The following is a 25,799-nucleotide window of genomic DNA, read 5'->3' as shown; positions in this document are numbered from 1 at the left end:
CACGCAACAATGGCTAAGGTATTCGCAATCGCGAACCAGAAGGGTGGTGTGGGCAAGACCACCACCTGCATCAATCTCGCCGCATCGCTGGCCGCGACCAAGCGTCGCGTGCTGCTGATCGACCTCGATCCACAGGGCAACGCCACCATGGGCAGCGGTGTGGATAAACACGAGCTCGAGCACTCGGTGTACGACCTGCTGATCGGGGAATGCGACCTGGCCCAGGCCATGCACTACTCCGAGCACGGCGGTTACCAGCTGTTGCCGGCCAACCGCGACCTGACCGCCGCCGAGGTGGTCCTGCTGGAAATGCAGATGAAGGAGAGCCGCCTGCGCAACGCGCTGGCGCCGATCCGCGAGAACTACGACTACATCCTCATCGACTGCCCACCGTCGCTGTCGATGCTGACGCTCAACGCCCTGGTCGCCTCCGATGGCGTGATCATCCCCATGCAGTGCGAGTACTACGCGCTGGAAGGTCTCAGCGACCTTGTGGATAACATCAAGCGCATCGCTGCCCGGTTGAACCCGGAGCTGAAGATCGAAGGCCTGCTGCGGACCATGTACGACCCGCGCCTGAGCCTGAACAACGATGTATCGGCGCAGCTCAAGGAGCACTTCGGCGACCAGTTGTACGACACGGTGATCCCGCGCAACATCCGCCTGGCCGAGGCGCCGAGCTTCGGCATGCCGGCCCTGGCCTACGACAAGCAATCCCGCGGCGCGCTCGCTTATCTGGCGCTGGCCGGGGAACTGGTTCGCCGTCAGCGCCGTCCATCACGCATTGCACAGACAACTTAAGGAATCCGCATGGCCATCAAGAAACGCGGTCTCGGACGTGGGTTGGATGCACTGCTCAGTGGTCCTTCCGTCAGCGCGCTCGAGGCGCAGGCTGTCAAGATCGACCAGAAGGAACTGCAACACCTGCCGGTCGAGCTGATCCAGCGCGGCAAGTACCAGCCGCGCCGCGACATGGATCCCGAGGCGCTGGAAGAACTGGCGCACTCGATCCGCACCCACGGCGTCATGCAACCGATCGTGGTGCGCCCGATCGGCGACAACCGCTACGAGATCATCGCCGGTGAGCGGCGCTGGCGCGCCACCCAGCAGGCCGGCCTGGACACCGTTCCGGCGATGGTGCGCGAAGTGCCCGACGAAGCCGCCATCGCCATGGCGCTGATCGAGAACATCCAGCGCGAGGACCTCAACCCGCTGGAAGAGGCGCTCGCCCTGCAGCGCCTGCAGCAGGAGTTCGAGCTGACCCAGCAGCAGGTGGCGGACGCCGTCGGCAAGTCGCGGGTAACCGTGGCCAACCTGCTGCGCCTGATCTCGCTGCCGGAGGCGATCAAGACCATGCTCGCCCACGGCGACCTGGAGATGGGCCATGCCCGCGCCTTGCTCGGCCTCGAGGAAGATCGCCAGGAAGAAGGGGCGCGTCATGTTGTCGCACGCGGGCTCACCGTGCGCCAGACCGAGGCACTGGTGCGCCAGTGGCTCAATGGCAAACCTGAGCCGGTCGAGGCGAGCAAACCTGATCCGGACATTGCCCGTCTCGAACAGCGTCTGGCAGAGCGCCTGGGCTCGGCGGTACAAATTCGCCATGGCAACAAGGGCAAAGGTCAGTTGGTTATTCGCTATAACTCCCTTGACGAGTTGCAGGGCGTGCTTGCTCACATCCGCTGAAACAATTCCTGTTGTAGCGCGCAGTCGGAAATCACTACCGAAGAGTTGAATAGGGGTTAATCCACCCCTATACTCTGCGCGCATTTTGTCGGCACAAATTATGCCAAGTCATTGCTGACTAGGCGGTCGACTTTAGAGGAGCAGTTGTGATGGAAATCCGCACGCCAAACCGCCTGCCTTTCCATCGCTGGGCGGTTTTTCCGGTACTGCTGGCTCAATTTGTCGTCCTGCTGCTGGCAACGCTGGTGTTGTGGCAGTGGAAAGGGGCGGTCAGTGGATATTCAGGCCTCTGCGGAGGGTTGATTGCCTGGCTGCCCAATGTGTATTTCGCCTGGAAGGCTTTTCGCTTCAGCGGAGCCCGGGCGGCGCAGGCCATCGTCAAGTCGTTTTACGCGGGCGAGGCAGGCAAGATGATTTTGACGGCAGTGCTGTTTGCACTGACCTTCGCAGGAGTGAAGCCATTGGCGCCGTTGGCAGTATTCGGCGTCTTCGTGCTGACCCTTTTGGTCAGCTGGTTCGCGCCCCTGCTGATGAATAAAAGACTTTCGAGACCTTAGGGCGTTTGAGGCAACCATGGCAGCAGAAACCGCTTCGGGCTATATCCAGCACCACTTGCAGAACCTGACCTACGGTCAACTACCAGACGGCAGCTGGGGCTTCGCCCATTCGGCTGCAGAAGCCAAGGCAATGGGCTTCTGGGCGTTCCACCTGGACACCCTGGGTTGGTCCGTCGCGCTGGGTCTGATCTTCCTGTTCATCTTCCGCATGGCGGCCAAGAAGGCGACTTCCGGCCAACCTGGCGGGCTGCAGAACTTCGTTGAAGTGCTGGTCGACTTCGTCAACGGCAGCGTGAAGGACTCCTTCCACGGCCGTAGCCCGGTGATCGCCCCGCTGGCACTGACCATTTTCGTCTGGGTGTTCATGATGAACGCCATCGACCTGGTGCCGGTCGACTGGATTCCGAAAGCGGCGGCCTGGATCTCCGGTGACCCGCATCTGGTCTTCCGCGCGGTGCCAACCACCGACCCGAACGCAACCCTGGCCATGGCCTTCTGCGTGTTCGCCCTGATCATCTTCTACAGCATCAAGGTCAAGGGCCTGGGCGGCTTCATCGGCGAGCTGACCCTGCACCCGTTCGGCAGCAAGAACATCTTCGTGCAGATCCTGCTGATTCCGGTCAACTTCCTGCTCGAGTTCGTCACCCTGATCGCCAAGCCGATCTCGCTGGCCCTGCGTCTGTTCGGCAATATGTACGCCGGCGAGCTGGTATTCATCCTGATCGCCGTGATGTTCGGCTCCGGCCTGCTGTGGCTCAGCGGCCTGGGTGTGGTGCTGCAGTGGGCGTGGGCCGTGTTCCACATCCTGATCATCACCCTGCAAGCTTTCATCTTCATGATGCTGACCATCGTCTACCTGTCGATGGCTCACGAAGATAACCATTAAGACCGCCTGGCGTGTCTGATAGCCTTCCCCGCCCGTTTGGGGGGAGGGCTTAAAAAGTCCGCAAGGGCATGCTGTACCAAACGATTTGTTTTACCGCTTCAAACTAAAAACCTAACCAATACGACGTAAAAGTCGGGAGGAAAGATGGAAACTGTAGTTGGTCTGACCGCTATCGCTGTTGCTCTGCTGATCGGCCTGGGTGCTCTGGGTACCGCCATTGGTTTCGGCCTGCTGGGCGGCAAGTTCCTGGAAGGCGCTGCTCGCCAGCCAGAAATGGTTCCGATGCTGCAGGTCAAAATGTTCATCGTTGCCGGTCTGCTCGACGCCGTAACCATGATCGGTGTTGGTATCGCTCTGTTCTTCACCTTCGCGAACCCCTTCGTTGGTCAGATCGCCGGCTAATCACTCGTTCATTACGAGTTGATTGGTGTGATGGACAAAGACCGAGCGAGGTGTTGGCGTGAACATTAATGCAACCCTGATTGGCCAATCCGTTGCTTTCTTCATTTTCGTAGCTTTCTGCATGAAGTACGTGTGGCCTCCGGTCATCACTGCCCTGCAAGAGCGTCAGAAGAAGATCGCCGACGGCTTGGACGCTGCCAACCGCGCAGCTCGCGACCTGGAGCTGGCCCAAGAGAAAGCGGGTCAGCAACTGCGTGAAGCGAAGGCACAGGCAGCCGAAATCATTGAGCAAAGCAAGAAACGCGCTGCTCAGCTTGTCGAGGAAGCCCGTGAACAGGCTCGCGTCGAAGCTGACCGTGTGAAGGCTCAGGCTCAAGCCGAGATCGAACAGGAACTGAACAGCGTCAAAGACGCCCTGCGTGCCCAAGTGGGTGCCCTGGCCGTTGGCGGTGCTGAAAAGATCCTTGGCGCCACAATCGATCAAAACGCGCATGCGGAGCTGGTTAACAAACTGGCCGCTGAAATTTAAGCGAGGGCGATCATGGCAGAACTGACCACGTTGGCCCGACCTTACGCTAAGGCTGCCTTCGAGCATGCCCAGGCCCATCAGCAACTGGCCAATTGGTCAGCCATGCTCGGCCTGGCTGCTGCGGTGTCGCAAGACGACACCATGCAGCGCCTGCTCAAGGCCCCGCAACTGACTAGCGCAGAAAAGGCCGCCGCATTCATTGAAGTGTGCGGTGACAAGTTTGACGCCAAGGCACAGAATTTCATTCATGTTGCCGCGGAAAACGAACGTCTCCTGCTTCTGCCGGAGATTTCGACTCTGTTCGACCTGTACAAGGCCGAGCAAGAGAAGTCCGTGGACGTGGAAGTCACCAGTGCTTTTGCGTTGAACCAAGAACAGCAAGACAAACTCGCCAAGGTTCTCAGTGCACGGTTAGGCCAGGAAGTGCGCCTGCACGCGTCGGAGGATGCCAGCCTGATCGGCGGCGTCGTCATCCGCGCTGGCGACCTGGTAATCGACGGTTCGGTTCGCGGCAAGATCGCGAAACTGGCCGAAGCCTTGAAATCTTGAGTTTGAAGGGGCAGCAGAGCAATGCAGCAACTCAATCCTTCCGAAATTAGTGAAATCATCAAGGGCCGCATCGACAACCTCGATGTCGGCTCCCAAGCCCGTAACGAAGGTACCGTCGTTTCGGTTTCCGACGGCATCGTGCGGATCCACGGTCTGGCCGACGTCATGTACGGCGAAATGATCGAGTTCCCTGGCAGCGTATTCGGCATGGCCCTGAACCTGGAGCAAGACTCCGTAGGTGCAGTGATCCTGGGTGCCTATGACACCCTCGCCGAAGGCATGAGCGCCAAGTGCACCGGCCGCATCCTGGAAGTTCCGGTTGGTAAGGAACTGCTGGGTCGCGTCGTCGACGCACTGGGTAACCCGATCGACGGCAAAGGTCCTCTGGGCAACACCCAGACCGACGCGGTCGAGAAAGTAGCTCCAGGCGTGATCTGGCGTAAGTCGGTAGACCAGCCTGTACAGACTGGCTACAAGTCCGTCGACGCCATGATCCCTGTCGGCCGTGGCCAGCGCGAGCTGATCATCGGTGACCGTCAGATCGGCAAGACCGCCATGGCCATCGACGCCATCATCAACCAGAAAGACTCCGGTATTTTCTGTGTTTATGTTGCAGTCGGCCAGAAGCGTTCCACCGTTGCCAACATCGTTCGCAAGCTGGAAGAAGCTGGCGCCCTGGCCAACACCATCGTGGTCGTTGCCAGCGCCTCGGAATCCGCCGCACTGCAGTTCCTGGCCCCGTACGCCGGCTGCACCATGGGCGAGTTCTTCCGTGACCGCGGTGAAGACGCCCTGATCGTTTACGATGACCTGTCCAAGCAGGCCGTTGCCTACCGTCAGATCTCCCTGCTGCTGCGCCGTCCACCAGGACGTGAAGCGTACCCAGGCGACGTGTTCTATCTCCACTCCCGTCTGCTGGAGCGTGCATCGCGCGTTTCCGAAGAGTATGTCGAGAAGTTCACCAACGGTGCCGTAACCGGCAAGACTGGCTCGCTGACCGCTCTGCCGATCATCGAAACCCAGGCTGGCGACGTTTCCGCGTTCGTTCCGACCAACGTGATCTCGATCACCGACGGTCAGATCTTCCTGGAATCGGCCATGTTCAACGCAGGCATCCGTCCTGCCGTTAACGCCGGTGTGTCGGTATCCCGTGTTGGTGGTGCCGCCCAGACCAAGATCATCAAGAAGCTGTCCGGTGGTATCCGTACCGCCCTGGCCCAGTACCGTGAACTGGCGGCATTCGCCCAGTTCGCTTCGGACCTGGACGAGGCTACCCGCAAGCAGCTGGAGCATGGTCAGCGCGTTACCGAGCTGATGAAGCAGAAGCAGTACGCGCCAATGTCGATCGCCGACATGGCCCTGTCGCTGTACGCCGCTGAGCGTGGTTTCCTGACCGACGTAGAAGTCGCCAAGGTCGGTAGCTTCGAACAAGCTCTGATCGCCTACTTCAACCGTGATCACGCCGAACTGATGGCGAAGATCAACGTGAAGGGTGACTTCAACGACGAAATCGACGCTGGCATGAAAGCCGGCATCGAGAAGTTCAAGGCCACCCAGACCTGGTAAGCCGCAGCGGGGGCTCCGGCCCCCGCTTGCTAACCTGATAGGTGATACATGGCAGGCGCAAAAGAGATTCGCAGTAAGATTGCGAGCATCAAAAGCACGCAAAAAATTACCAGCGCCATGGAGAAAGTGGCGGTCAGCAAGATGCGCAAGGCACAAATGCGCATGGCTGCTAGCCGTCCTTACGCGGAGCGTATCCGCCAGGTGATCGGTCATCTGGCCAACGCCAACCCGGAATACCGCCACCCGTTCATGATCGAGCGCCCTGTAAAGCGCGCTGGTTATATCGTGGTGAGCAGTGACCGTGGTCTGTGCGGTGGCTTGAACACCAACCTGTTCAAGGCCCTGGTCAAGGACATGAACGAAAACCGCGAACAGGGCGTTGAAATCGACCTGTGCGTGATCGGCAGCAAGGGTGCGACTTTCTTCCGCATCTTTGGCGGTAACGTCGTAGCCGCGATCAGCCACCTGGGCGAAGAGCCATCGATCAATGATCTGATCGGCTCCGTCAAGGTGATGCTGGACGCCTACCTGGACGGCCGCATCGATCGCCTCTCGGTGGTTTCGAACAAGTTCATCAACACCATGACCCAAAAACCGACGGTCGAGCAATTGGTACCGTTGGTGGCAACCCCGGATCAGGAACTCAAGCACCACTGGGACTACCTGTACGAACCCGACGCAAAAGAGCTGCTGGACGGCTTGATGGTGCGTTACGTGGAGTCGCAGGTCTACCAGGCGGTGGTCGAGAACAACGCTGCTGAACAAGCGGCCCGGATGATCGCCATGAAAAACGCCACAGACAACGCCGGTGATTTGATCAAAGAGCTTCAGTTGATCTACAACAAGGCGCGTCAGGCTGCGATCACCCAGGAGATCTCGGAAATCGTCGGCGGCGCTGCCGCGGTTTAACGGTTCAAAAATTCAGAGGATCCAGCTATGAGTAGCGGACGTATCGTTCAAATCATCGGCGCCGTCATCGACGTGGAATTCCCACGTGATGCCGTGCCGAGTGTTTACAACGCGCTGAAAGTACAAGGCGCGGAAACCACCCTGGAAGTTCAGCAGCAGCTGGGCGACGGCGTGGTTCGTACCATTGCGATGGGCTCGACCGAAGGTCTGAAGCGCGGTCTGGATGTCGTCGACACCAAGGCTGCCATCTCGGTACCTGTCGGCAAGGCAACCCTGGGCCGTATCATGGACGTCCTGGGCAACCCGATCGACGAAGCCGGTCCAATCGGCGAAGAAGAGCGTCGCGGTATCCACCAGCCAGCGCCTTCGTTCTCCGACCAGGCGGGCGGCAACGACCTGCTGGAAACCGGTATCAAGGTTATCGACCTGGTCTGCCCGTTCGCCAAGGGTGGTAAGGTTGGTCTGTTCGGTGGTGCCGGCGTCGGCAAGACCGTGAACATGATGGAACTGATCCGTAACATCGCCATGGAACACAGCGGTTACTCCGTGTTCGCTGGTGTGGGTGAGCGTACTCGTGAGGGTAACGACTTCTACCACGAGATGAAGGACTCCAACGTTCTCGACAAGGTAGCGCTGGTCTACGGTCAGATGAACGAGCCACCAGGAAACCGTCTGCGCGTAGCGCTGACCGGCCTGACCATGGCTGAGAAGTTCCGTGACGAAGGTAACGACGTTCTGCTGTTCGTCGACAATATCTATCGTTACACCCTGGCCGGTACCGAAGTATCCGCACTGCTGGGCCGTATGCCTTCGGCAGTAGGTTACCAGCCGACCCTGGCCGAAGAGATGGGCGTTCTGCAAGAGCGTATCACTTCGACCAAGGAAGGTTCGATCACCTCCGTCCAGGCCGTATACGTACCTGCGGACGACCTGACCGACCCGTCGCCAGCGACCACCTTCGCCCACTTGGACGCCACCGTCGTTCTGTCCCGTGACATCGCTTCCCTGGGTATCTACCCAGCGGTCGACCCACTGGACTCGACTTCGCGCCAGCTGGACCCGAACGTGATCGGCACCGAGCACTACGAGACCGCTCGTGGCGTTCAGTATGTTCTGCAGCGTTACAAAGAGCTGAAGGACATCATCGCGATCCTGGGTATGGACGAGCTGTCCGAAGCCGACAAGCAACTGGTTGCCCGCGCTCGTAAGATCCAGCGCTTCCTGTCGCAGCCGTTCTTCGTGGCCGAAGTCTTCACCGGCTCGCCAGGCAAGTACGTTTCGCTCAAGGACACCATCGCTGGCTTCAGCGGCATCCTCAAAGGTGACTACGACCACCTGCCAGAACAAGCGTTCTACATGGTCGGCAGCATCGACGAAGCGATCGAGAAAGCCAAGAAACTGTAATCCCGGCGCCCCGCAAGGGGCGCTAATCAGGTTGAGGCAAGCAGATGGCTATGACAGTCCATTGCGATATCGTCAGCGCGGAAGGAGAGATCTTCTCCGGCCTGGTCGAGATGGTAGTCGCGCACGGTAACCTGGGTGATCTTGGTATCGCCCCGGGCCACGCGCCGCTGATCACCAATCTCAAGCCTGGTCCGATCACGCTGACCAAGCAAGGTGGCGATCGTGAGGTGTTCTACATCTCCGGTGGCTTCCTCGAAGTGCAGCCGAACATGGTCAAGGTTCTTGCCGACACCGTGCAGCGCGCTGCCGACCTGGACGAAGCTCAGGCTCAGGAAGCCCTCAAGGCTGCTGAGAACGCGCTGAACGCGAAAAGCTCGGACTTCGACTACGGTGCTGCTGCCGCACGTCTGGCCGAGGCTGCAGCTCAGCTGCGTACTGTCCAGCAATTGCGCAAAGGCAAGTAATCCGGCCTTGGCCGCTTACCGCCGTTGCGATTGAGTTAAAGGGTAGCCTCGGCTACCCTTTTTCTTTTTCAGAATTTCCCCTTCGGTCACGTCCCTGACCGCCCAGGATTGGTAGCCAGTCAATGTCCCTCGATATCGTCATTCTCGCCGCAGGCCAAGGCACCCGCATGCGCTCCGCGCTGCCGAAGGTACTGCACCCGGTCGCCGGCAATTCCATGCTTGGCCACGTTATCCACAGCGCGCGCCAGTTGCAGCCCGAAGGTATTCACGTGGTAATCGGCCATGGCGCCGAGCTGGTACGTGAGCGCCTGGCAGCCGACGATCTGAACTTCGTCATGCAGGACAAGCAACTGGGCACCGGCCATGCCGTGGCCCAGGCGTTGCCGGCCATCACCGCCGATACCGTGCTGGTGCTCTACGGCGATGTGCCGCTGATCGAGGTAGAGACCCTGCAGCGTCTGCTGGCCAAGGTCAGCGAGCAGCAGCTCGGTCTGCTCACCGTGACCTTGCAGGACCCGACCGGCTACGGCCGCATTGTCCGAGATGCAGCGGGCAACGTGACCGCGATTGTCGAGCACAAGGATGCCAGCGAAGCGCAGAAGGCGATCAAGGAAGGCAACACCGGCATCCTCGCCATGCCTGCCGCACGCCTGGCCGACTGGATGGGCCGGTTGTCCAACAACAACGCCCAAGGCGAGTACTACCTCACCGACGTGATCGCCATGGCCGTGGCCGATGGCCTGGTGGTCGCCACCGAGCAGCCCCACGATCCGATGGAAGTGCAGGGCGCCAACGACCGCCGCCAGCTGGCGGAGCTCGAGCGTCACTATCAACTGCGTGAAGGCCTCCGCCTGATGGCCCAGGGTGTCACGCTGCGTGATCCGGCGCGCTTCGATGTACGCGGCGAGGTGACGGTCGGCCGCGACGTGCTGATCGACATCAACGTCATTCTCGAAGGCAAGGTGGTGATCGAGGACGACGTGCAGATCGGCCCCAACTGCGTGATCAAGGACAGCACCCTGCGCAAGGGCGTGGTGGTCAAGGCCAACAGCCACCTTGAAGGCGCGGTGCTGGGCGAGGGCAGCGATGCCGGCCCGTTCGCCCGTCTGCGTCCAGGTAGCGTCCTGGAAGCTCGTGCCCATGTGGGTAACTTCGTCGAGCTGAAGAACGCGCACCTGGGCGAGGGCGCCAAGGCCGGTCACCTGACCTACCTGGGTGATGCCGAGGTCGGTGCCCGTACCAATATCGGTGCTGGCACCATCACCTGCAACTACGACGGCGCCAACAAGTTCCGTACGGTGATGGGCGAGGATGTGTTCATCGGTTCCAACAACTCGCTGGTGGCACCTGTGGAAATCCAGGCGGGGGCCACTACCGCGGCGGGCTCGACCATCACCCAGACGGTTGAAGCCGGGCAGTTGGGCGTGGCCCGTGCGCGCCAGCGCAACATCGAAGGCTGGAAGCGGCCGGAGAAGATCAAGAAGAGCTGAGTTATCCACAGCGCTTTCGATCGAAAGCCGGCTTATGTGAATAAGCCGGCTTTTTATTGGGTGCCAAGGTGAATTCCATTGGGGCCGCTGCGCGCCCCATCGCGGCACAAGGCCGCTCCTACAGGGACCGTGCCGAAGCAGAGATAAACTTGACGAATCGTCCATCTTAGGTTTTGATTGCAATACTTATCTTTCGAATCGAAACTTAAAGCCGACATGTCGAAACGAAATACCCCTCAGCGCCGCCACAACATCCTGGCCTTGCTCAACGAGCAGGGCGAGGTGAGCGTCGATGCCCTGGCCAAGCGTTTCGAAACTTCCGAAGTGACCATCCGCAAGGATCTCCACGCCCTGGAGGCCAACGGTCTGCTGTTGCGCCGCTACGGTGGCGCGGTGACCATGCCCCAGGAGCTGTTGGGCGATACGGTCCAGCCGGTGTCCCTCTACAAGCAGGCCATCGCCCGGGCAGCGGTCGATCGCATTCGCGAGCATGCACGCATCATCATCGACAGCGGCAGCACCACGGCAGCGATGATCCCACAGCTCGGGCGCCAGCCAGGCCTGGTGGTGATGACCAACTCGCTCCACGTGGCCCGCGCCATCAGCGAGCAGGAGCATGAGCCCGTGCTGCTGATGACCGGTGGCACCTGGGACCCGCACTCTGAGTCCTTCCAGGGCCAGGTGGCCGAGCAGGTACTACGCTCATACGACTTCGACCAGCTGTTCATCGGTGCCGACGGCATCGACCTGGAGCGTGGCACCACCACCTTCAACGAGCTGCTGGGGCTGAGTCGGGTCATGGCCGAGGTGGCGCGCGAGGTGATCGTCATGGTCGAGTCGGACAAGGTCGGTCGCAAGATCCCCAACCTCGAGCTGCCCTGGGGCAGCGTCAACACCCTGATTACTGATGATCGCCTGCCCGCCGAGGCGCGCGACCGGATTCAAGCCCGCGGCATCACCCTTATCTGCGCCGCTATCAGCTAGGAGCAACATCTTATGTGTGGAATCGTTGGTGCCGTTGCCGAGCGCAATATCACAGCCATCCTCATCGAAGGCCTCAAGCGCCTGGAATACCGTGGTTATGACAGCGCCGGCCTGGCCGTCCTGAACCAGCAAGGCGCGCTCGAGCGTCGCCGCCGTATCGGCAAGGTCAGCGAGCTGGAAGGCGCCGTGAGCGCCGATCCGCTGGCCGGTCAGCTGGGCATCGCCCATACCCGTTGGGCGACCCATGGCGCGCCGACCGAGACCAATGCCCACCCGCACTTCTCCGGGCACGACGTGGCGGTGGTGCACAACGGCATCATCGAGAACCACGAAGAGCTGCGTGAAGAGCTCAAGGGCCTGGGCTATGTCTTCGTCTCGCAGACCGACACCGAAGTCATCGTCCACCTGATCCACCACCTGCTCAAGGGCATTCCCGACCTGACCGACGCGCTCAAGGCCGCGGTCAAGCGCCTGCACGGCGCCTATGGTCTGGCAGTGATCAGCGCCAGCCAGCCGGACCGCCTGGTCGCCGCCCGCAGCGGCAGCCCGCTGGTGATCGGCCTGGGCCTTGGCGAAAACTTCCTGGCCTCGGACCAACTGGCCCTGCGCCAGGTCACCGACCGCTTCATGTACCTGGAAGAAGGCGATATCGCCGAGATCCGCCGTGACCAGGTGCAGATCTGGGATCAGGCCGGTCATCCGGTCCAGCGCGAGACGGTGCAGTACCACGAAGGCGCCGAAGCCGCCGAGAAGGGCAACTACCGCCACTTCATGCTCAAGGAAATCCACGAGCAGCCCACCGTGGTGCAGCGTACCCTGGAAGGGCGCCTGGGCAAGGACCACGTGATGGTCCAGGCCTTCGGTCCACAGGCCGCCGAGCTGTTCGCCAAGGTGCGCAACGTGCAGATTGTCGCCTGCGGCACCAGCTATCACGCCGGCATGGTCGCCCGTTACTGGCTGGAAAGCCTGGCCGGCATCCCATGCCAGGTGGAAGTGGCCAGCGAATTCCGCTACCGCAAGGTGGTGGTGCAGCCGGACACCCTGTTCGTCTCCATCTCGCAGTCCGGCGAAACCGCCGACACCCTGGCGGCCCTGCGCAACGCCAAGGAGCTGGGCTTCCTCGGCAGCCTGGCGATCTGTAACAAGGGCATTAGCTCGCTGGTGCGCGAATCCGACCTGACCCTGCTGACCCTGGCCGGGCCGGAGATCGGCGTCGCCTCGACCAAGGCCTTCACCACCCAGCTGGTGTCGCTGATGCTGCTGACCCTGGCCCTCGGCCAGGTGCGCGGCACCCTCGAAGCTGGTGTCGAAGCCGAGTTGGTGGACGAGCTGCGTCGCCTGCCGGCCCGCCTGAGCGAAGCGCTGGCGATGGATGGCGTGGTCGAGAAGATCGCCGAGCTGTTCGCCGACAAGCACCACACCCTGTTCCTCGGCCGCGGTGCCCAGTATCCGGTGGCGATGGAAGGCGCGCTCAAGCTCAAGGAGATCTCCTACATCCACGCCGAAGCCTACCCGGCAGGCGAGCTCAAGCATGGCCCGCTGGCGCTGGTGGACAACGACATGCCGGTGGTGACCGTGGCGCCGAACAACGAGCTGCTGGAGAAGCTCAAGTCGAACCTGCAGGAAGTGCGCGCCCGTGGCGGCGAGCTGGTGGTGTTCGCCGACGAGCACGCTGGCATGAGCAACGGCGAGGGCACCCATGTGATCAACGTGCCGCACATCAACGATGCGCTGGCGCCGATCCTCTACACCATTCCGCTGCAACTGCTGTCGTACTACGTCGCCGTGCTCAAGGGCACCGACGTCGACCAGCCGCGTAACCTGGCCAAGTCGGTGACCGTGGAGTAACCCCACGGCTGTCGAAGCAAGGCTACCGAACGCCCCTGGTCCGCCAGGGGCTTTTTATTTCTGAGTGTTCGACAATGGATTTGTAGCGCTCTTGTCCTACGCGATTGTACGTCCGTCGCTGTAGGACATTTCTTAAACGTGCCTCTGGCATGGATCAATGTTTTCCCTCGTTGTTTGCCCTAACGTCGCCCGACCCATCAGTCATCAAGGACGACAGGAAATGCAGACGCTGCAACGAAAGCACGATATCCAGCCATTGGAAGGCGCTGAAATGACCCTGCTGGTCAATGGCCTGCCTGCGGTCGCCAGTGCCGGCGAAACCGTACTCAGCGTGCTCAACGCCGTTGGCCTGCGCCAGCTGGCGCGTAATGATCATGGCCAGCTCAGCGGTGCCTACTGCGGCATGGGCGTCTGCCATTGCTGTCTGGTGCAGATCGATGGGCGTCCCAAGCGTCGCGCCTGCCAGACCATCGTCAAGCCGGGCATGAGCATCGAGACCGAGGTCAACCGCGTGCAAGAGGAGGTCCACCCATGAGCCTTCGTCCCGTGATCGTCGGTGGTGGTTCGGCCGGCATGGGCGCCGCCATCGAGCTGGCTGAACATGGCGTGGATTGCCTGCTGTTCGACGAGGCCTCGCGCCCCGGTGGCGTGGTCTATCGTGGCCCGCTGCGCGCGGGTGTCGACCTGGGCTACCTGGGGCCGCGCTACACCAAGGCCCTGACCAAGCTGCATGAAGATTTCGCCGCCTGCGCCGAGCGCATCGACCTGCGCCTGAACCATCGCGTGGTGGGCGGGGACGATCAACGGCTGATGGTCCTCGACGCTGACGAGCAACTGCACGAGATCGACTACTCGCACCTGCTGCTGGCCGCCGGATGCCACGAGCGCAACGTGCCGTTCCCCGGCTGGACCTTGCCTGGGGTGATCCTGCTCGGCGGCTTGCAGCTGCAGATCAAGAGCGGCGTGGTCAAGCCACTGGGCAGCACGCTGATTGCCGGTACCGGGCCGTTGCTGCCGCTGGTCGCCTGCCAGTTGCACGCCGCCGGCGCCAAGGTGGCCGGCGTGTACGAAGCTTGCTCGTTCAACCGTATCGCCAAGGAAAGCCTGGCCTTGATGAACAAGCCGCAGCTGTTCCTCGACGGCCTGAGCATGCTCGCCTACATGAAGCTCAACGGCATCCCCATGCATTACGGCTGGGGCGTGGTGGGCGCCACGGGTGATGGCGAGTTGCAGGAGGTCCAGGTCGCCCCCTACACCCAGGACTGGCAGCCGGACATGACCCGCGTCCAGCGCGAGCAGGTGCGCACCCTGGCGGTAGGCTACGGCTTCATTCCGCGGACCCAGCTCAGCCAGCAACTGGGCCTGGCCCATGGTTTCAGCGAGGATGGCTACCTGCGCGCCGAATGCAACGTGTGGCAGCAGAGCAGCCAGCCGAACATTCACCTGGCCGGCGACATGGCCGGTATTCGCGGTGGCGAGGCGGCAATGCTCACCGGGCGTATCGCCGCGGTGTCGATGCTGCAGCAGATGGGCAAGCTCGATGCCGAGCAGGCGATCGAGCGCCGTGAGCGTTTCCTCGGCAAGCTGGCGGCGATCAAGCGCTTCCGCTCCGGGGTGGAACGCTACACCGCGCGCGGCGCGGCGCAGATCCAGCTGCCCCAGGCCGACACGGTGATCTGCCGTTGCGAAAACGTCACTCGCGATCAGATCGACCTGGCCCTGGAGCAGGGCGTGGAGGACATGGCCAGCCTGAAGATGCGTACCCGGGTAAGCATGGGCGACTGCCAGGGGCGCATGTGCGTCGGCTACTGCAGCGACCGCTTGCGCAGCGCCACTGGACGTCCGGACGTGGGCTGGCTGCGCCCGCGCTTCCCGGTGGACCCGATCCCATTTTCCGCATTCGAACAACTCGGCACGGAGGCCTGAGCATGAACAAGCATTACGACATCATCATTGCCGGTGGCGGCGTGATCGGCGCGTCCTGTGCCTACCAGCTGTCCAAGCGGCACAACCTGAAGATCGCCCTGATCGACTGCAAGCGCCCGGGCAACGCCACCCGTGCCTCGGCCGGCGGCCTGTGGGCCATCGGCGAGTCGGTGGGACTGGGCTGCGGGGTGATCTTCTTTCGCATGATGTCCTCGCGCAACAAGCGTGAGGCCAACGGCGCGGCGGTGGTGGTTGACTCGAGCACGCCGCACATCCTGCCGGAGTGCTTCTTTGACTTCGCCCTGCAGTCCAACGCGCTTTATCCACAGCTGCACCAGGAGCTGATCGAGCGCCACGGGATGGACTTCAAGTTCGAACGCACCGGGCTCAAGTACATCATCCAGGATGAAGAAGACCAACTGTACGCCGAGCACATCGTCAAACAGATCCCGCACCTGGCCGACCAGGTACGCTGGCTCGACCGCGACGCGCTGCGGGCCTCGGAGCCGGCGGTGACGCTCAAGGCCAATGGCGCGCTGGAGTTTCTCTGCGACCATCAGGTCAGCCCGTTCCGCCTGGGCGATGCCTACATGGAGGCGGCGCGGCAGAACGGCGTCGATTTGTACCCGAACGTGAACATCACCGGCGTGCTGCATGAAGGCTCGCGGATCAAGGGCGTGCGCACCGCCGAGGCCGGCGAGTTCCATTGCGCCACCTTGATCAATGCCGCTGGCGCCTGGGCCGCCGAGCTGAGCGAATGGGCGACCGGGGAGAGCATTCCGGTCAAGCCGGTGAAGGGCCAGATCGTGCTGACCGAACGCCTGCCCAAGCTGCTCGATGGTTGCATCACCACCAGCGATTGCTACATGGCGCAGAAGGACAATGGCGAGATCCTGATCGGCAGTACCACGGAAGAGAAGGGCTTCGATGTCAGCAACACCTTCCCGGAAATCAGCGGCCTGGTGCAGGGTGCGATTCGTTGCGTGCCGCAGCTGGCGCAGGTGAACCTCAAGCGCACCTGGGCCGGCCTGCGCCCGGGGTCACCGGACGAGCTGCCGATCCTCGGGCTTGTGGATAATGTGCAGGGCTATTTCAATGCCTGTGGACATTTCCGTACAGGAATCCTCACGTCGGCCATTACCGGTGTGTTGCTGGACAAGGTTGTCCACAACGAGGCGTTACCGCTGGATATCACGCCATTCCTGGCGTCGCGCTTCCGTGAGGGTGTGGATAAACAACTGGCCCACGGCTAGGTCGAGCACTCGTGGGGCAAGGCCGCTCCGACAGGTTGGCGTAGTACCTGTGGGAGCGGCTTTAGCCGCGAACACCGGCGAAGCCGGTGCCATCCACCGAATCGCTTGCTTTGCGGCTAAAGCCGCTCCCACACGGTTTAACGCAAGGCTTTGCTTCAGATCTGCATCGCTTTCCCATCCACATTCATCGCCGCCTGGCGCAGCGCCTCGGAGCGGGTCGGGTGTGGGTGGCAGGTGAGGGCGATGTCCTCGGCCGAGGCCGAGAATTCCATGGCCACGCAGAACTCGCCGATCATCTCGCTCACGCTCGGGCCAACCAGATGCACGCCCAGCACCTCGTCGGTGACGGCGTCGGCGATAACCTTGGCGAAGCCTTCGGTCTCATGGTTGATCTTGGCCCGGCTGTTGGCGGTGAAGGGGAACTTGCCGACCTTGTAGGCACGGCCTTCGGCCTTGAGCTGCTCCTCGGTCTTGCCGACACTGGCCAGTTCCGGGCGGGTATAGATGACGCCGGGGATCAGGTTGTAGTTGACCTCGTGGGGCTTGCCGGCGATGCGCTCGATGCACGCCACCGCTTCGTCCTCGGCCTTGTGCGCCAGCATCGGGCCGGAGGTGACGTCGCCGATCACCCAGATACCCGGGACCGTGCTGCGGTGATGGTCGTTGGCGAGCATGCCGCGCTTGTCGGTTTCCAGCCCCACGCTTTCCAGGTTAAGGCCCTTGGTATAAGGACGGCGACCGATGGCCACCAGCACGTAGTCGGCCTGCAGGGTTTCGGCGTTGCCACCGGCGGCGGGCTCCAGGGTCAGGCTGACGCCGTCGGCGCTGGATGTGGCCTGGGTCACCTTGCTGCCGAGCTTGAAGGTCATGCCTTGCTTGGCCAGGGCCTTCTGCAGGGTCTTGGCGGTTTCCTCATCGGTGCCCGGGCAGATGCGGTCCAGGTATTCGATCACCGTCACTTCGGCACCCAGGCGGCGCCACACCGAACCCAGCTCCAGGCCGATCACGCCGGCGCCGATCACGATCAGGTGCTTGGGCACCTGGGGCAGCGACAGGGCGCCGGTGGAATCGATGATGCGCTGGTTGTCGATGGTCACGCCAGGCAGCGGCGTGGGTTCGGAACCGCTGGCGATGACGATGTCCTTGGCCTGCAGGGTGGTTTCACTGCCGTCCTCGGCTTTGACCACCACCTTGCCGGCGCCGTCCAGGCGGCCCCAGCCCTTGACCCAGTCGACCTTGTTCTTGCGAAAGAGGTACTCGATGCCCTTGGTCAGGCCAGTCACGCTTTCGTCTTTCTGCTTCATCATCTGGCCCAGGTTGAGGGTCGGTTTGACCTCGATCCCCAGGTGGGCGAATTCTTCGCCGCTGGCTGCCTCATACAGCTCGGACGCATGCAGCAGCGCCTTGGAAGGCATGCAGCCGACGTTCAGGCAGGTGCCGCCCAGGGTCGAGCGACCCTCGACACAGGCCACGCTCAGGCCCAGCTGGCCGGCGCGGATCGCTGCGTTGTAGCCGCCGGGGCCGCCGCCGATGATCACCACGTCATAGGATTTCATGGGTTTCGTTACTCCGAGAGTGTGAGGAAGCGAAGAGGGGCACAAGGTTAGTCTGAGCGATTGAAATTGTATACAATCTGTTGTGCGGCCCGGACCAGATAGTTCTAGACTATGGTCGCGATTAACGGAAACTTCGCACGAATGAACTACCCTGATCCGGTGACGTCCGACAGCTTGAGGCTTGGCGTCCCGTATCAATGAAAGGGAGGGTCATGAATGCTTGCGCAACTTCCACCCGCATTGCAGAGCCTGCACTTACCTTTGCGCGTCAAGTTGTGGGACGGCAACCAGTTCGATCTGGGGCCGAGCCCGCAGGTCACCATCCTGGTCAAGGAACCCCAGCTGATCGCCCAGCTCACCCATCCGAACCTGGAGGCGCTTGGCTCCGCCTTTGTCGAGGGCAAGCTGGAGCTGGAAGGCGATATCGGCGAAGTCATCCGGGTCTGCGACGAGCTCAGCGAAGCCTTGCTCAAGGATGAAGACGAGTTCTTGCCGGAGCGCACGTCCCATGACAAGCGCACCGATGCCGAAGCCATTTCCTACCATTACGACCTGTCCAACGATTTCTACCAACTGTGGCTCGACCCGGACATGGTCTACTCCTGCGCCTACTTCAAGGAGCCGGACAACACCCTGGCCCAGGCCCAGCAGGACAAGTTCGACCACCTGTGCCGCAAGCTGCGCCTGCAGGCCGGCGACTACCTGCTGGATGTCGGTTGCGGTTGGGGCGGGCTGGCGCGATTCGCCGCCCGCGAGTACGGCGCCAAGGTGTTTGGCATCACCCTGAGCAAGGAGCAGCTGAAGCTCGGTCGCCAACGGGTCAAGGAGGAGGGCCTGGCCGACAAGGTCGACCTGCGGATCCTCGACTACCGCGACCTGCCCCAGGATGGTCGCTTCGACAAGGCGGTCAGCGTCGGCATGTTCGAACACGTCGGGCATGCCAACCTCGAGCTGTATTGCCAGCGGCTGTTCGGCGCGGTGCGTGAAGGTGGCCTGGTGATGAACCATGGCATCACCGCCAAGCACGTCGATGGTCGTCCGGTTGGCCGTGGCGCGGGGGACTTCATCGACCGTTATGTGTTCCCCCACGGCGAGCTGCCGCATATCTCGATGATCACGGCGCGGATCTGCGAGGCGGGCCTGGAGGTGGTCGATATCGAGAGCCTGCGCCTGCATTACGCCAAGACCCTCAACCACTGGAGCGAGAACCTGGAGAACCAGCTGCACCGCGCCGCCGCGCTGGTGCCGGAGAAGACCTTGCGTATCTGGCGCCTGTACCTGGCCGGTTGCGCCTACGCCTTCACCAAGGGCTGGATCAACCTGCACCAGATTCTCGCGGTGAAGCCCTACGCCGACGGCCACCACGACCTGCCGTGGACCCGTGAGGACCTCTATCGCTGATCGGCTAGCCCGGCGTGCCGACAAGGCTCGCCGGGCTACAGGATCGGTGAAATCAGCCGTGCGATACGCATCCCCAGCTGTTGCAGGCGGTGGGTGTCGCGGCTGTCCTCCGCGGTGATCTCCCGGGCCTGCTCGAAGTCATCCTCCAGCATCCGTTCGACCTGGTCGGCGAAAGCGCGGTCCACGGTGAGCAGGGTGATCTCGAAGTTCAGCCGGAACGAGCGGTTGTCGAGGTTGGCGCTGCCGATGGCGCTGACCTCATCGTCAACCAGCACCACCTTCTGGTGCAGGAAGCCCGGCAGGTAGCGGAACATGCGCACCCCGGCGCGCACCGCCTCGAAGGCGAACAGGCTGGAGGCGGCGTAGACGATGCGGTGGTCGGGGCGCGAGGGAATCAGGATGCGTACGTCGACACCCCGCAGCACTGCCAGGCGCAGGGCGGCGAAGATGGCTTCGTCGGGGATGAAATAGGGACTGGTGATCCAGACCCGTCGGGTGGCCGAGTGAATCGCCTCGAGGAAGAACAGCGCACAGGTTTCCTGTGGATCGGCCGGGCCGCTGGCCAAGGCCTGGCACAGCACGCCGTTCTCCGGGTAGACGTCGGGCAGGATCAGCGGCGGCAGCTGGCGCGTGGCCCAGTACCAATCCTCGGCGAAGGACTCCTGCAGGCAGGCCAGCACCGGACCGCCGATCTGCACATGGGTGTCGCGCCACGGTGACAGCTTGGGGTGCGCCCCTAGGTACTCGTCCCCTACGTTATGGCCGCCGAGAAACCCGAGCAGGCCATCGACCACGACGATCTTGCGATGGTTGCGAAAGTTGACCTGGAAGCGGTTGAACCAGCCGCGCCGGGTGGCGAACGCTTCGATCTGTACGCCGCCGTCGCGCAGTACCTGGCTGTAGCTGGCTGGCAGGGCATGGCTGCCGACGCGGTCGTACAGCACGAACACCCGCACGCCCTCGGCGGCCTTGCGCAGCAGCAGTTGCTGCAACTCCCGGCCGAGGGCGTCGTCATGGATGATGAAGAACTGCACCAGCACGGTGTCGCGCGCGGTGCGGATGGCCGAGAAGATCGCCTCGAAGGTGGCGGCGCCATCGATCAGCAGCTTCACCTCGTTGTTGGCCAGACACGGCATGCGCCCCAGCTTGGGCATGGCGCGCAGGGCGGCGTAGCTGCCGGACTCGCGGGCGGTCAACGCTTCCTCCACCCAGGGCCGCCAGTTCAGGTTGGCCATGGCCACGTGCATTTCCTGGTTGGCCTGGCGCCGCGCCTGGATATAGGCGTAGAAGGAACGGGCGCCGAACACCAGGTAGGGGATGAGGGTGAGGTAGGGGATGAACAGCAGTGACATGGCCCAGGCGATCGCACCCTGGGCGGTGCGCACGGTGAACACCGCATGCAGCGCGGCGATGAGGCCGAGCAGATGAATCAGGCCGAGCAAGTAACCGAAGAAGTAGGGGCTGTGGAAATCCATACGCATCCTGCTTGCCGAGAGCACTGCTGCTAACAGACCACGTTCGAGGGTATGCCTGCAACCCACAGGCGATTTTGACGTCTAACGGCTCAGTCCGGCCGGAGCCGGTATTTCGAGGAGCTTTCATCCATGAAGATTCGTCTGCCACTGCTTGCCCTGGTACTGGGGCTGGGTAGTCCGCTGGTTCATGCGCAGATGCTGCAACCCGGCCTGTGGGAACTGACCACCAGCAACATGCAGGTCGATGGCAAGCCGTTGCCGGACATGGAGTTCATGCTCGGTCAGTTGAAGAACCTGCCGCCCGAGCAACGGGCGATGATGGAGGGTGCCCTGGCCAAGCAGGGCATCACGGTGGGGGGCAAGGGGGTGCGTTCGTGCCTGACTGCGGAGCAGGTCAAGACCAACGACATTCCGCTGCAGGATCCGCAGTCGGGGTGCACGCAGAAGATCACCGAGCGCAATGGCAATGTCTGGAAGTTCCAGTTCAGTTGCCCCAAGGCCCAGGGCAACGGCCAGGCCACCTTCCTCAGCGACCGGGAGTTCCTGACCAAGGTCAACGGCACCTTCAATGCCTCCGGGGTCCAGCAGCAGGGCAGCATGGACACCCGGGCGGTGTGGCTTGGGAATGACTGTGGAACCGTCAAGCCGCGTACCTGATCTGTCACCAGCGATAACGACTGACCGCCACTGCGTCGTGGGCATGCAGGCTCTCTGCATGTTCCACGCGCACGCTGAAGCCGCTCACGCCCGTTAGCGTTCGCAAGGCCGCATGCAGGCGGCGGGCGGCATCCTCGCAGAACATCAGGTTCTGTCCGTTGGCCAGGGCAAAGGCCTGCTCGTCGGCGCGCTTTACTGCCGTCTGTACGGCCGTGCCCAAAGCTGCCTCCGCAGTCTCGATCAACTCGGTCAGCCTGAGCTCGTCGCCGTCCAGGCGGACTTGCAGCTTGGCCAAGCTCCTTTGGCTGTGGGGTGTCGCAACGATGCCGTTACTGCTGCCAAGCCATTGGCGAACACGTTCCCGCTCAAGCGACTGGTCAGCGAAGTCCCGGTCGAACTGCGCCTGGATCAGCTGCCTGGCCAGCGCCGCTGAGCATGGGCAGGTCGAGGAGTAGGGAATGTGCACCGATAGTTCCACGTGGAACATTTCATCTTTCAGCTGGGCATCGATGCTCACCGGATAGCTTTTCCAGCCTGCAAGCGGGCTGACCAGCGCCGGGCGCTTAAGCAGGTGATCGAACGCCAGACGCAGGTAGGCGGCGTTCGAAAGGCCTTCGTGGCTGGCGAGAAAATGCTCGAGCGTCCGGCGAATCAGCTGCGGGCTCAACGCTTGCTGTTCCAGCGCTTCCAGCGCCAGGTACAGCCGTGACATATGGATGCCCCGGGCTGCGCCGTCATCCAGGCTCACGCCGGCATCGGCGTGTGCGCCGAGGCTGCGTCCGTCGACCAGCAGTGGCAGAGCGATACCGCACATGCCGACCCAGTCCAGCGGCAGTGCCTGCTGGCTGCTCTGTGCGGCGATGTCGGGAAGGGCGAGGCTAGACATGAAAGGATCCTGAAGTGATGGCAGTCAGCGGCAACCGCCGACAAGGCTGCAGTGCAGGTTGAAGCGTTGACCACTGGAGCTGGAGACACGGTTGAGGGTGGTCCAGCCGATGCGGCGGCTGTAACCCACCCAGGCTTCACCGTCGCTGGCCAGCCCGGTGAAGAAGGTCAGCGTGCCGTAGCGGCTGTTGGTCTGAGCCCACAGGCGTTTGCCTGCCACTTCGTAGCCACGCAGGTAGAAGGTGCTGCCTTCGGTACGCACGCTGTAGTAGTTGCCCTGGCCATCCTGGCAGGCGAGCAAGGTCGCGCTGCGGGTGCACAGAGCGAGGTCGGTGTGAGGCATGGCGAAGAGCTGCGTGGGTGTTGCGAGCAGCAGCAAGGCAGCGAGGCCGGATGATTTCATGACGCTCTCCAGACAACCGTTCGGTCGACACGGCTTGGCGAAATTGTATTGTTATAATATAACATTGTGCAATGCATCGATTCGAATGCGCCTGCCCGATGAGGTTAGTCATGCCCAACCGTCTCCCTGTCACCGTGCTGTCCGGCTTCCTCGGCGCCGGCAAGAGCACGCTGCTCAACCATGTGCTGCGCAACCGCGACAACCTGCGCGTCGCCGTGATCGTCAACGACATGAGCGAAATCAACATCGATGCCAGCGAGGTCCAGCGCAACGTCAGCCTGAACCGGGCCGAAGAAAAACTGGTGGAGATGAGCAACGGCTGCATCTGCTGCACCTTGCGCGAGGACCTGCTGGAAGAGGTGGCGCGGTTGGCCGGCGAGGGCCGCTTCGATTACCTGCTGATCGAGTCGACCGGAATATCCGAGCCGCTGCCGGTCGCCGAGACTTTCACCTTTCGCGACGAACAGGGGCGCAGCCTCTCCGACATGGCGCGCCTGGACACCATGGTCACCGTGGTCGACGGGCTGAACTTCCTGCGTGACTACCAGGCCGCCGAGAGTCTCGCCAGCCGTGGCGAGACCTTGGGTGAACAGGACGAGCGCTCGATCAGTGACCTGTTGATCGAGCAGGTCGAATTCGCCGACGTGCTGTTGCTGAGCAAGATCGACCTGATCAGCCAGTCTGACCGCGAGGAGCTGGTGGCCATCCTGCGCAGCCTCAATGCCCGGGCGCAGATCGTGCCGATGGTGATGGGCCAGGTGGCGCTGTCGCGCATCCTCGATACCGGCCTGTTCGATTTCGACCAGGCAGCCCAGGCTCCGGGGTGGCTGCGCGAACTGCGGGGCGAGCATGTACCCGAAACCGAGGAATACGGCATCGCCGCCAGCACCTGGCAGGCTCGTCGGCCGTTCCACCCGCAGCGCTTCTTCGATTTTATCCACACGCCCTGGAGCAACGGCCGGTTGCTGCGTTCCAAGGGCTTCTTCTGGCTGGCCAGCAAGTATCAGGAGGCCGGGAGCTGGTCCCAGGCCGGTGGCATGATGCGTCACGGCCTGGCGGGGCGCTGGTGGCGCTTCGTGCCACGCGAGCAATGGCCGCAGGACGAAGAGAACACCGCGGCGATCCTCAAGCAGTGGTCGGTGGAAAGCGGCGATTGCCGCCAGGAACTGGTGTTCATCGGGCAGAACATCGACTTCCAGCGGTTATCCACAGAGTTGGAGGCCTGCCTGCTCACGGACGAGGAGATGGAAACTGGACCGATGGCCTGGCTGCGGCTACCCGATCCTTTCGGTGCCTGGCATGAGGACGCGGTGGCATGACTGTGGATATCCGCCAGGTGTTCGGTGAATCGCCCCAGGTGATGACCGACATTCTTCAGGATGGCGTCAACCTGGCGGTCTGGCAGCGCCGCCTGCCGGCCCAGGTGGAGGACTTCGCCAACCTGGTGCTCAGTCTTGGCCAGTCCCTGGCCGATGAGCGGGTGATCGAGGTGGATGAACGCCACCCGCCGGCCTTGCCCGGTTTGCTCAGGGAGGCCGCTGATCTGCACGGCTATGACGGTTTCGTCGCGGATGTGGCCTGGCTGGTGGCCGCCTATACCTGCCTGTTGGGAGCCCGTCGTCTCGGTGTACGCGTGCGGGTACTGGACGGGGCGATGTGTCCGCGCATGCATGTGGACCATGTGCCGGTGCGCCTGCTCAGCACCTATGCCGGCGCGGGCAGCGAATGGTTGGCGGAGGGAGCGATCGATCGCGCGCGCTTGCAGCAGTCGTTACCGCCTGTGGATAACGTTCGGCGCCTGACGGCGGGAGAGGTGGCCCTGCTCAAGGGCGAGAAGTGGCTGGGCAACGAGGGCGCGGGATTGGTGCACCGATCACCGCTGACGCCTGCCGGGGAGCGCCGATTGTTGCTGAGCCTGGACTGGTTGGCATGAATCGCGGGGCCCGGCGGTATAGACTGCCATCAATCCCCCCCGATACCGAGCCATGCTGCAGGACATTCCCACCCATGTGATCGCCGGCCCCCTCGGCGCCGGCAAGACCAGCCTGATCCGCCACCTGCTGGAGCAGCGTCCAGCCGGCGAGCGCTGGGCCGTGCTGGTCAACGAGTTCGGCCAGGTCGGCCTCGATGCCGCCTTGCTCAGCCGCGACGAGGTGGGCATCGCCATCGGTGAAGTGGCGGGAGGCTGCTTGTGCTGCGTCAATGGCGCGCCGTTCCAGGTGGGGCTTGGCCGTTTGCTGCGCAAGGCGCGCCCGGACCGTCTGTTCATCGAACCGTCCGGCCTTGGTCACCCGCTCGAGTTGCTGGAGCAACTGGGACGCCCACCCTGGACTGGCGTACTGTCGGTCCAGCCACTGCTGATGGTGCTGGATGCCGCAGCCCTGTCCCGGGGCGGCGTCCTGCCTGAGGCTCAGCACCAGGCACTGGCGAAAGCGGGGATGCTGGTGTTCAACAAGGCGAGCGTTGTGGATGAAGCCGAACGCTTGTTGATAACTGCATCACTACCCGCAATACCGTCATGCTGGACGGATCACGGGGTACTGCCGCTTGCTGTATTGCCTGTTTCAACCCCCGTAGCAGTAGGCACTCTCGACCTTGGCAGCCTGCCTGTGGATAACGGTGCAGTGCCGTTGCCCACCCTGTGGACCGATCCACGACAGCCGATCTGCCAGTTTCAGCAGGGGGAGGGAGGTTGGAGCGTCGGCTGGCGCTGGCATCCCGACCAATGCTTCGACAATGCGGTGCTGCGCGGTGTTCTCGAGCAATGGGTGTGGCGCCGGGCGAAGGGTGTTATCCACAGCACGGAAGGCTGGCAGTCGTTCAACGGCCTGGAAGGCGGGACGCTGGAGTGGCGTTCCAGCGAATGGCGCAAGGACTCGCGTATCGAGCTGATCTTCGATCGACCGCAACCCTTGCAGGCCCTGCAAGCGGCCATCGGCGGCTGCCAGCTGATCCGTTGATCCGTTGATCCG

General features: G+C 62.5%; 26 protein-coding genes. 22 read left to right on the top strand and 4 right to left on the bottom strand.

Annotated elements, in window-relative coordinates:
- Positions 1-9 precede the first annotated feature (9 nt).
- The 17 genes from AC0MAZ_RS03355 to hcnC all read left to right on the top strand — a co-directional run bounded on the left by AC0MAZ_RS03355 (position 10) and on the right by hcnC (position 16,450).
- Positions 10-801, top strand: a complete 792-nt coding sequence (locus tag AC0MAZ_RS03355) for a ParA family protein (RefSeq protein WP_011536509.1) — start codon at positions 10-12, stop codon at positions 799-801.
- Between the two features lie 9 nt (positions 802-810).
- Entirely contained in the window at positions 811-1,683 is an 873-nt protein-coding gene (locus tag AC0MAZ_RS03350) for a ParB/RepB/Spo0J family partition protein (RefSeq protein ID WP_110736140.1), read from the top strand.
- Between the two features lie 149 nt (positions 1,684-1,832).
- Complete coding sequence (locus AC0MAZ_RS03345; RefSeq protein WP_008092225.1) at positions 1,833-2,240, top strand: F0F1 ATP synthase subunit I; 408 nt, start codon at positions 1,833-1,835, stop codon at positions 2,238-2,240.
- Positions 2,241-2,256: 16 nt separating this feature from the next.
- Positions 2,257-3,126: a F0F1 ATP synthase subunit A gene (atpB, locus tag AC0MAZ_RS03340; RefSeq protein WP_475860163.1), complete on the top strand. Its 870-nt coding sequence runs from the start codon at positions 2,257-2,259 to the stop codon at positions 3,124-3,126.
- Between the two features lie 144 nt (positions 3,127-3,270).
- Positions 3,271-3,528, top strand: coding sequence for a F0F1 ATP synthase subunit C (gene atpE, locus AC0MAZ_RS03335; protein ID WP_003097235.1), 258 nt, complete (start codon positions 3,271-3,273; stop codon positions 3,526-3,528).
- 58 nt (positions 3,529-3,586) lie between these two features.
- A complete protein-coding gene (locus AC0MAZ_RS03330) occupies positions 3,587-4,057 on the top strand; it encodes a F0F1 ATP synthase subunit B (protein ID WP_475860162.1) in 471 nt (156 codons plus the stop codon).
- 12 nt (positions 4,058-4,069) lie between these two features.
- Complete coding sequence (locus tag AC0MAZ_RS03325; RefSeq protein WP_023628561.1) at positions 4,070-4,606, top strand: F0F1 ATP synthase subunit delta; 537 nt, start codon at positions 4,070-4,072, stop codon at positions 4,604-4,606.
- Positions 4,607-4,627: 21 nt separating this feature from the next.
- The gene (gene atpA, locus AC0MAZ_RS03320) at positions 4,628-6,172 is read left to right on the top strand and encodes a F0F1 ATP synthase subunit alpha (protein ID WP_050707597.1); all 1,545 of its coding nucleotides are present in this window, start codon (positions 4,628-4,630) and stop codon (positions 6,170-6,172) included.
- Positions 6,173-6,220: 48 nt separating this feature from the next.
- On the top strand, positions 6,221-7,081 hold the full coding sequence (atpG, locus tag AC0MAZ_RS03315) for a F0F1 ATP synthase subunit gamma (RefSeq protein ID WP_028690020.1): 861 nt from the start codon (positions 6,221-6,223) through the stop codon (positions 7,079-7,081).
- A gap of 27 nt (positions 7,082-7,108) precedes the next feature.
- Entirely contained in the window at positions 7,109-8,485 is a 1,377-nt protein-coding gene (gene atpD / locus AC0MAZ_RS03310) for a F0F1 ATP synthase subunit beta (protein ID WP_028690019.1), read from the top strand.
- A 44-nt stretch (positions 8,486-8,529) separates the two neighbouring features.
- Positions 8,530-8,949 carry a F0F1 ATP synthase subunit epsilon gene (locus AC0MAZ_RS03305; RefSeq protein WP_011536500.1) on the top strand — a complete coding sequence of 140 codons (420 nt, stop codon included), beginning with the start codon at positions 8,530-8,532 and terminating at the stop codon, positions 8,947-8,949.
- A gap of 122 nt (positions 8,950-9,071) precedes the next feature.
- On the top strand, positions 9,072-10,439 hold the full coding sequence (gene glmU, locus AC0MAZ_RS03300; protein ID WP_475860159.1) for a bifunctional UDP-N-acetylglucosamine diphosphorylase/glucosamine-1-phosphate N-acetyltransferase GlmU: 1,368 nt from the start codon (positions 9,072-9,074) through the stop codon (positions 10,437-10,439).
- Positions 10,440-10,655: 216 nt separating this feature from the next.
- Positions 10,656-11,423, top strand: a complete 768-nt coding sequence (locus AC0MAZ_RS03295) for a DeoR/GlpR family DNA-binding transcription regulator (protein ID WP_254463966.1) — start codon at positions 10,656-10,658, stop codon at positions 11,421-11,423.
- Positions 11,424-11,435: 12 nt separating this feature from the next.
- On the top strand, positions 11,436-13,271 hold the full coding sequence (glmS, locus tag AC0MAZ_RS03290; RefSeq protein ID WP_254463967.1) for a glutamine--fructose-6-phosphate transaminase (isomerizing): 1,836 nt from the start codon (positions 11,436-11,438) through the stop codon (positions 13,269-13,271).
- Positions 13,272-13,491: 220 nt separating this feature from the next.
- Positions 13,492-13,806, top strand: a complete 315-nt coding sequence (gene hcnA, locus AC0MAZ_RS03285; RefSeq protein ID WP_475860157.1) for a cyanide-forming glycine dehydrogenase subunit HcnA — start codon at positions 13,492-13,494, stop codon at positions 13,804-13,806.
- A complete protein-coding gene (gene hcnB, locus AC0MAZ_RS03280; protein ID WP_475860156.1) occupies positions 13,803-15,197 on the top strand; it encodes a cyanide-forming glycine dehydrogenase subunit HcnB in 1,395 nt (464 codons plus the stop codon). Before hcnA ends, hcnB begins: the two co-directional genes overlap by 4 nt.
- 2 nt (positions 15,198-15,199) lie before the next feature.
- Complete coding sequence (gene hcnC, locus AC0MAZ_RS03275; RefSeq protein WP_475860154.1) at positions 15,200-16,450, top strand: cyanide-forming glycine dehydrogenase subunit HcnC; 1,251 nt, start codon at positions 15,200-15,202, stop codon at positions 16,448-16,450.
- A 155-nt stretch (positions 16,451-16,605) separates the two neighbouring features.
- On the opposite strand, the gene lpdA is transcribed toward hcnC, so the two are convergent.
- Entirely contained in the window at positions 16,606-18,006 is a 1,401-nt protein-coding gene (gene lpdA, locus AC0MAZ_RS03270; RefSeq protein ID WP_475860152.1) for a dihydrolipoyl dehydrogenase, read from the bottom strand.
- A gap of 216 nt (positions 18,007-18,222) precedes the next feature.
- On the opposite strand from lpdA, the gene cfaB reads away from it, so the two are divergent.
- Positions 18,223-19,407 carry a C17 cyclopropane fatty acid synthase CfaB gene (gene cfaB / locus AC0MAZ_RS03265; protein ID WP_232855424.1) on the top strand — a complete coding sequence of 395 codons (1,185 nt, stop codon included), beginning with the start codon at positions 18,223-18,225 and terminating at the stop codon, positions 19,405-19,407.
- 35 nt (positions 19,408-19,442) lie between these two features.
- Here cfaB and cls read toward each other — a convergent pair whose 3' ends face one another.
- A complete protein-coding gene (gene cls, locus AC0MAZ_RS03260) occupies positions 19,443-20,882 on the bottom strand; it encodes a cardiolipin synthase (RefSeq protein ID WP_475860151.1) in 1,440 nt (479 codons plus the stop codon).
- Between the two features lie 129 nt (positions 20,883-21,011).
- On the opposite strand from cls, the gene AC0MAZ_RS03255 reads away from it, so the two are divergent.
- Positions 21,012-21,539 (top strand): DUF3617 domain-containing protein, encoded by a 528-nt coding sequence (locus AC0MAZ_RS03255; RefSeq protein WP_050707585.1) that lies wholly within the window; start codon positions 21,012-21,014, stop codon positions 21,537-21,539.
- A 4-nt stretch (positions 21,540-21,543) separates the two neighbouring features.
- On the opposite strand, the gene folE2 is transcribed toward AC0MAZ_RS03255, so the two are convergent.
- Together folE2 and AC0MAZ_RS03245 are read right to left on the bottom strand one after the other, a co-directional pair.
- Positions 21,544-22,425, bottom strand: coding sequence for a GTP cyclohydrolase FolE2 (gene folE2 / locus AC0MAZ_RS03250; RefSeq protein ID WP_475860148.1), 882 nt, complete (start codon positions 22,423-22,425; stop codon positions 21,544-21,546).
- Between the two features lie 24 nt (positions 22,426-22,449).
- Positions 22,450-22,827, bottom strand: a complete 378-nt coding sequence (locus tag AC0MAZ_RS03245; RefSeq protein ID WP_203649300.1) for a glutamine synthetase — start codon at positions 22,825-22,827, stop codon at positions 22,450-22,452.
- A gap of 110 nt (positions 22,828-22,937) precedes the next feature.
- Between AC0MAZ_RS03245 and zigA the strand changes: the two genes are divergently transcribed.
- Genes zigA through AC0MAZ_RS03230 form a run of 3 tightly spaced genes read left to right on the top strand, consistent with a single transcriptional unit; the run spans position 22,938 to position 25,787 of the window.
- The gene (zigA, locus tag AC0MAZ_RS03240) at positions 22,938-24,146 is read left to right on the top strand and encodes a zinc metallochaperone GTPase ZigA (protein WP_475860146.1); all 1,209 of its coding nucleotides are present in this window, start codon (positions 22,938-22,940) and stop codon (positions 24,144-24,146) included.
- Positions 24,143-24,760 carry a DUF1826 domain-containing protein gene (locus AC0MAZ_RS03235; protein WP_203649304.1) on the top strand — a complete coding sequence of 206 codons (618 nt, stop codon included), beginning with the start codon at positions 24,143-24,145 and terminating at the stop codon, positions 24,758-24,760. Before zigA ends, AC0MAZ_RS03235 begins: the two co-directional genes overlap by 4 nt.
- Positions 24,761-24,812: 52 nt before the next feature.
- Entirely contained in the window at positions 24,813-25,787 is a 975-nt protein-coding gene (locus AC0MAZ_RS03230) for a CobW family GTP-binding protein (RefSeq protein ID WP_475860145.1), read from the top strand.
- Positions 25,788-25,799: the final 12 nt, after the last annotated feature.

Source organism: Pseudomonas sp. A (assembly GCF_056270345.1).
This window is presented reverse-complemented; position numbering and strand designations above follow the sequence as displayed.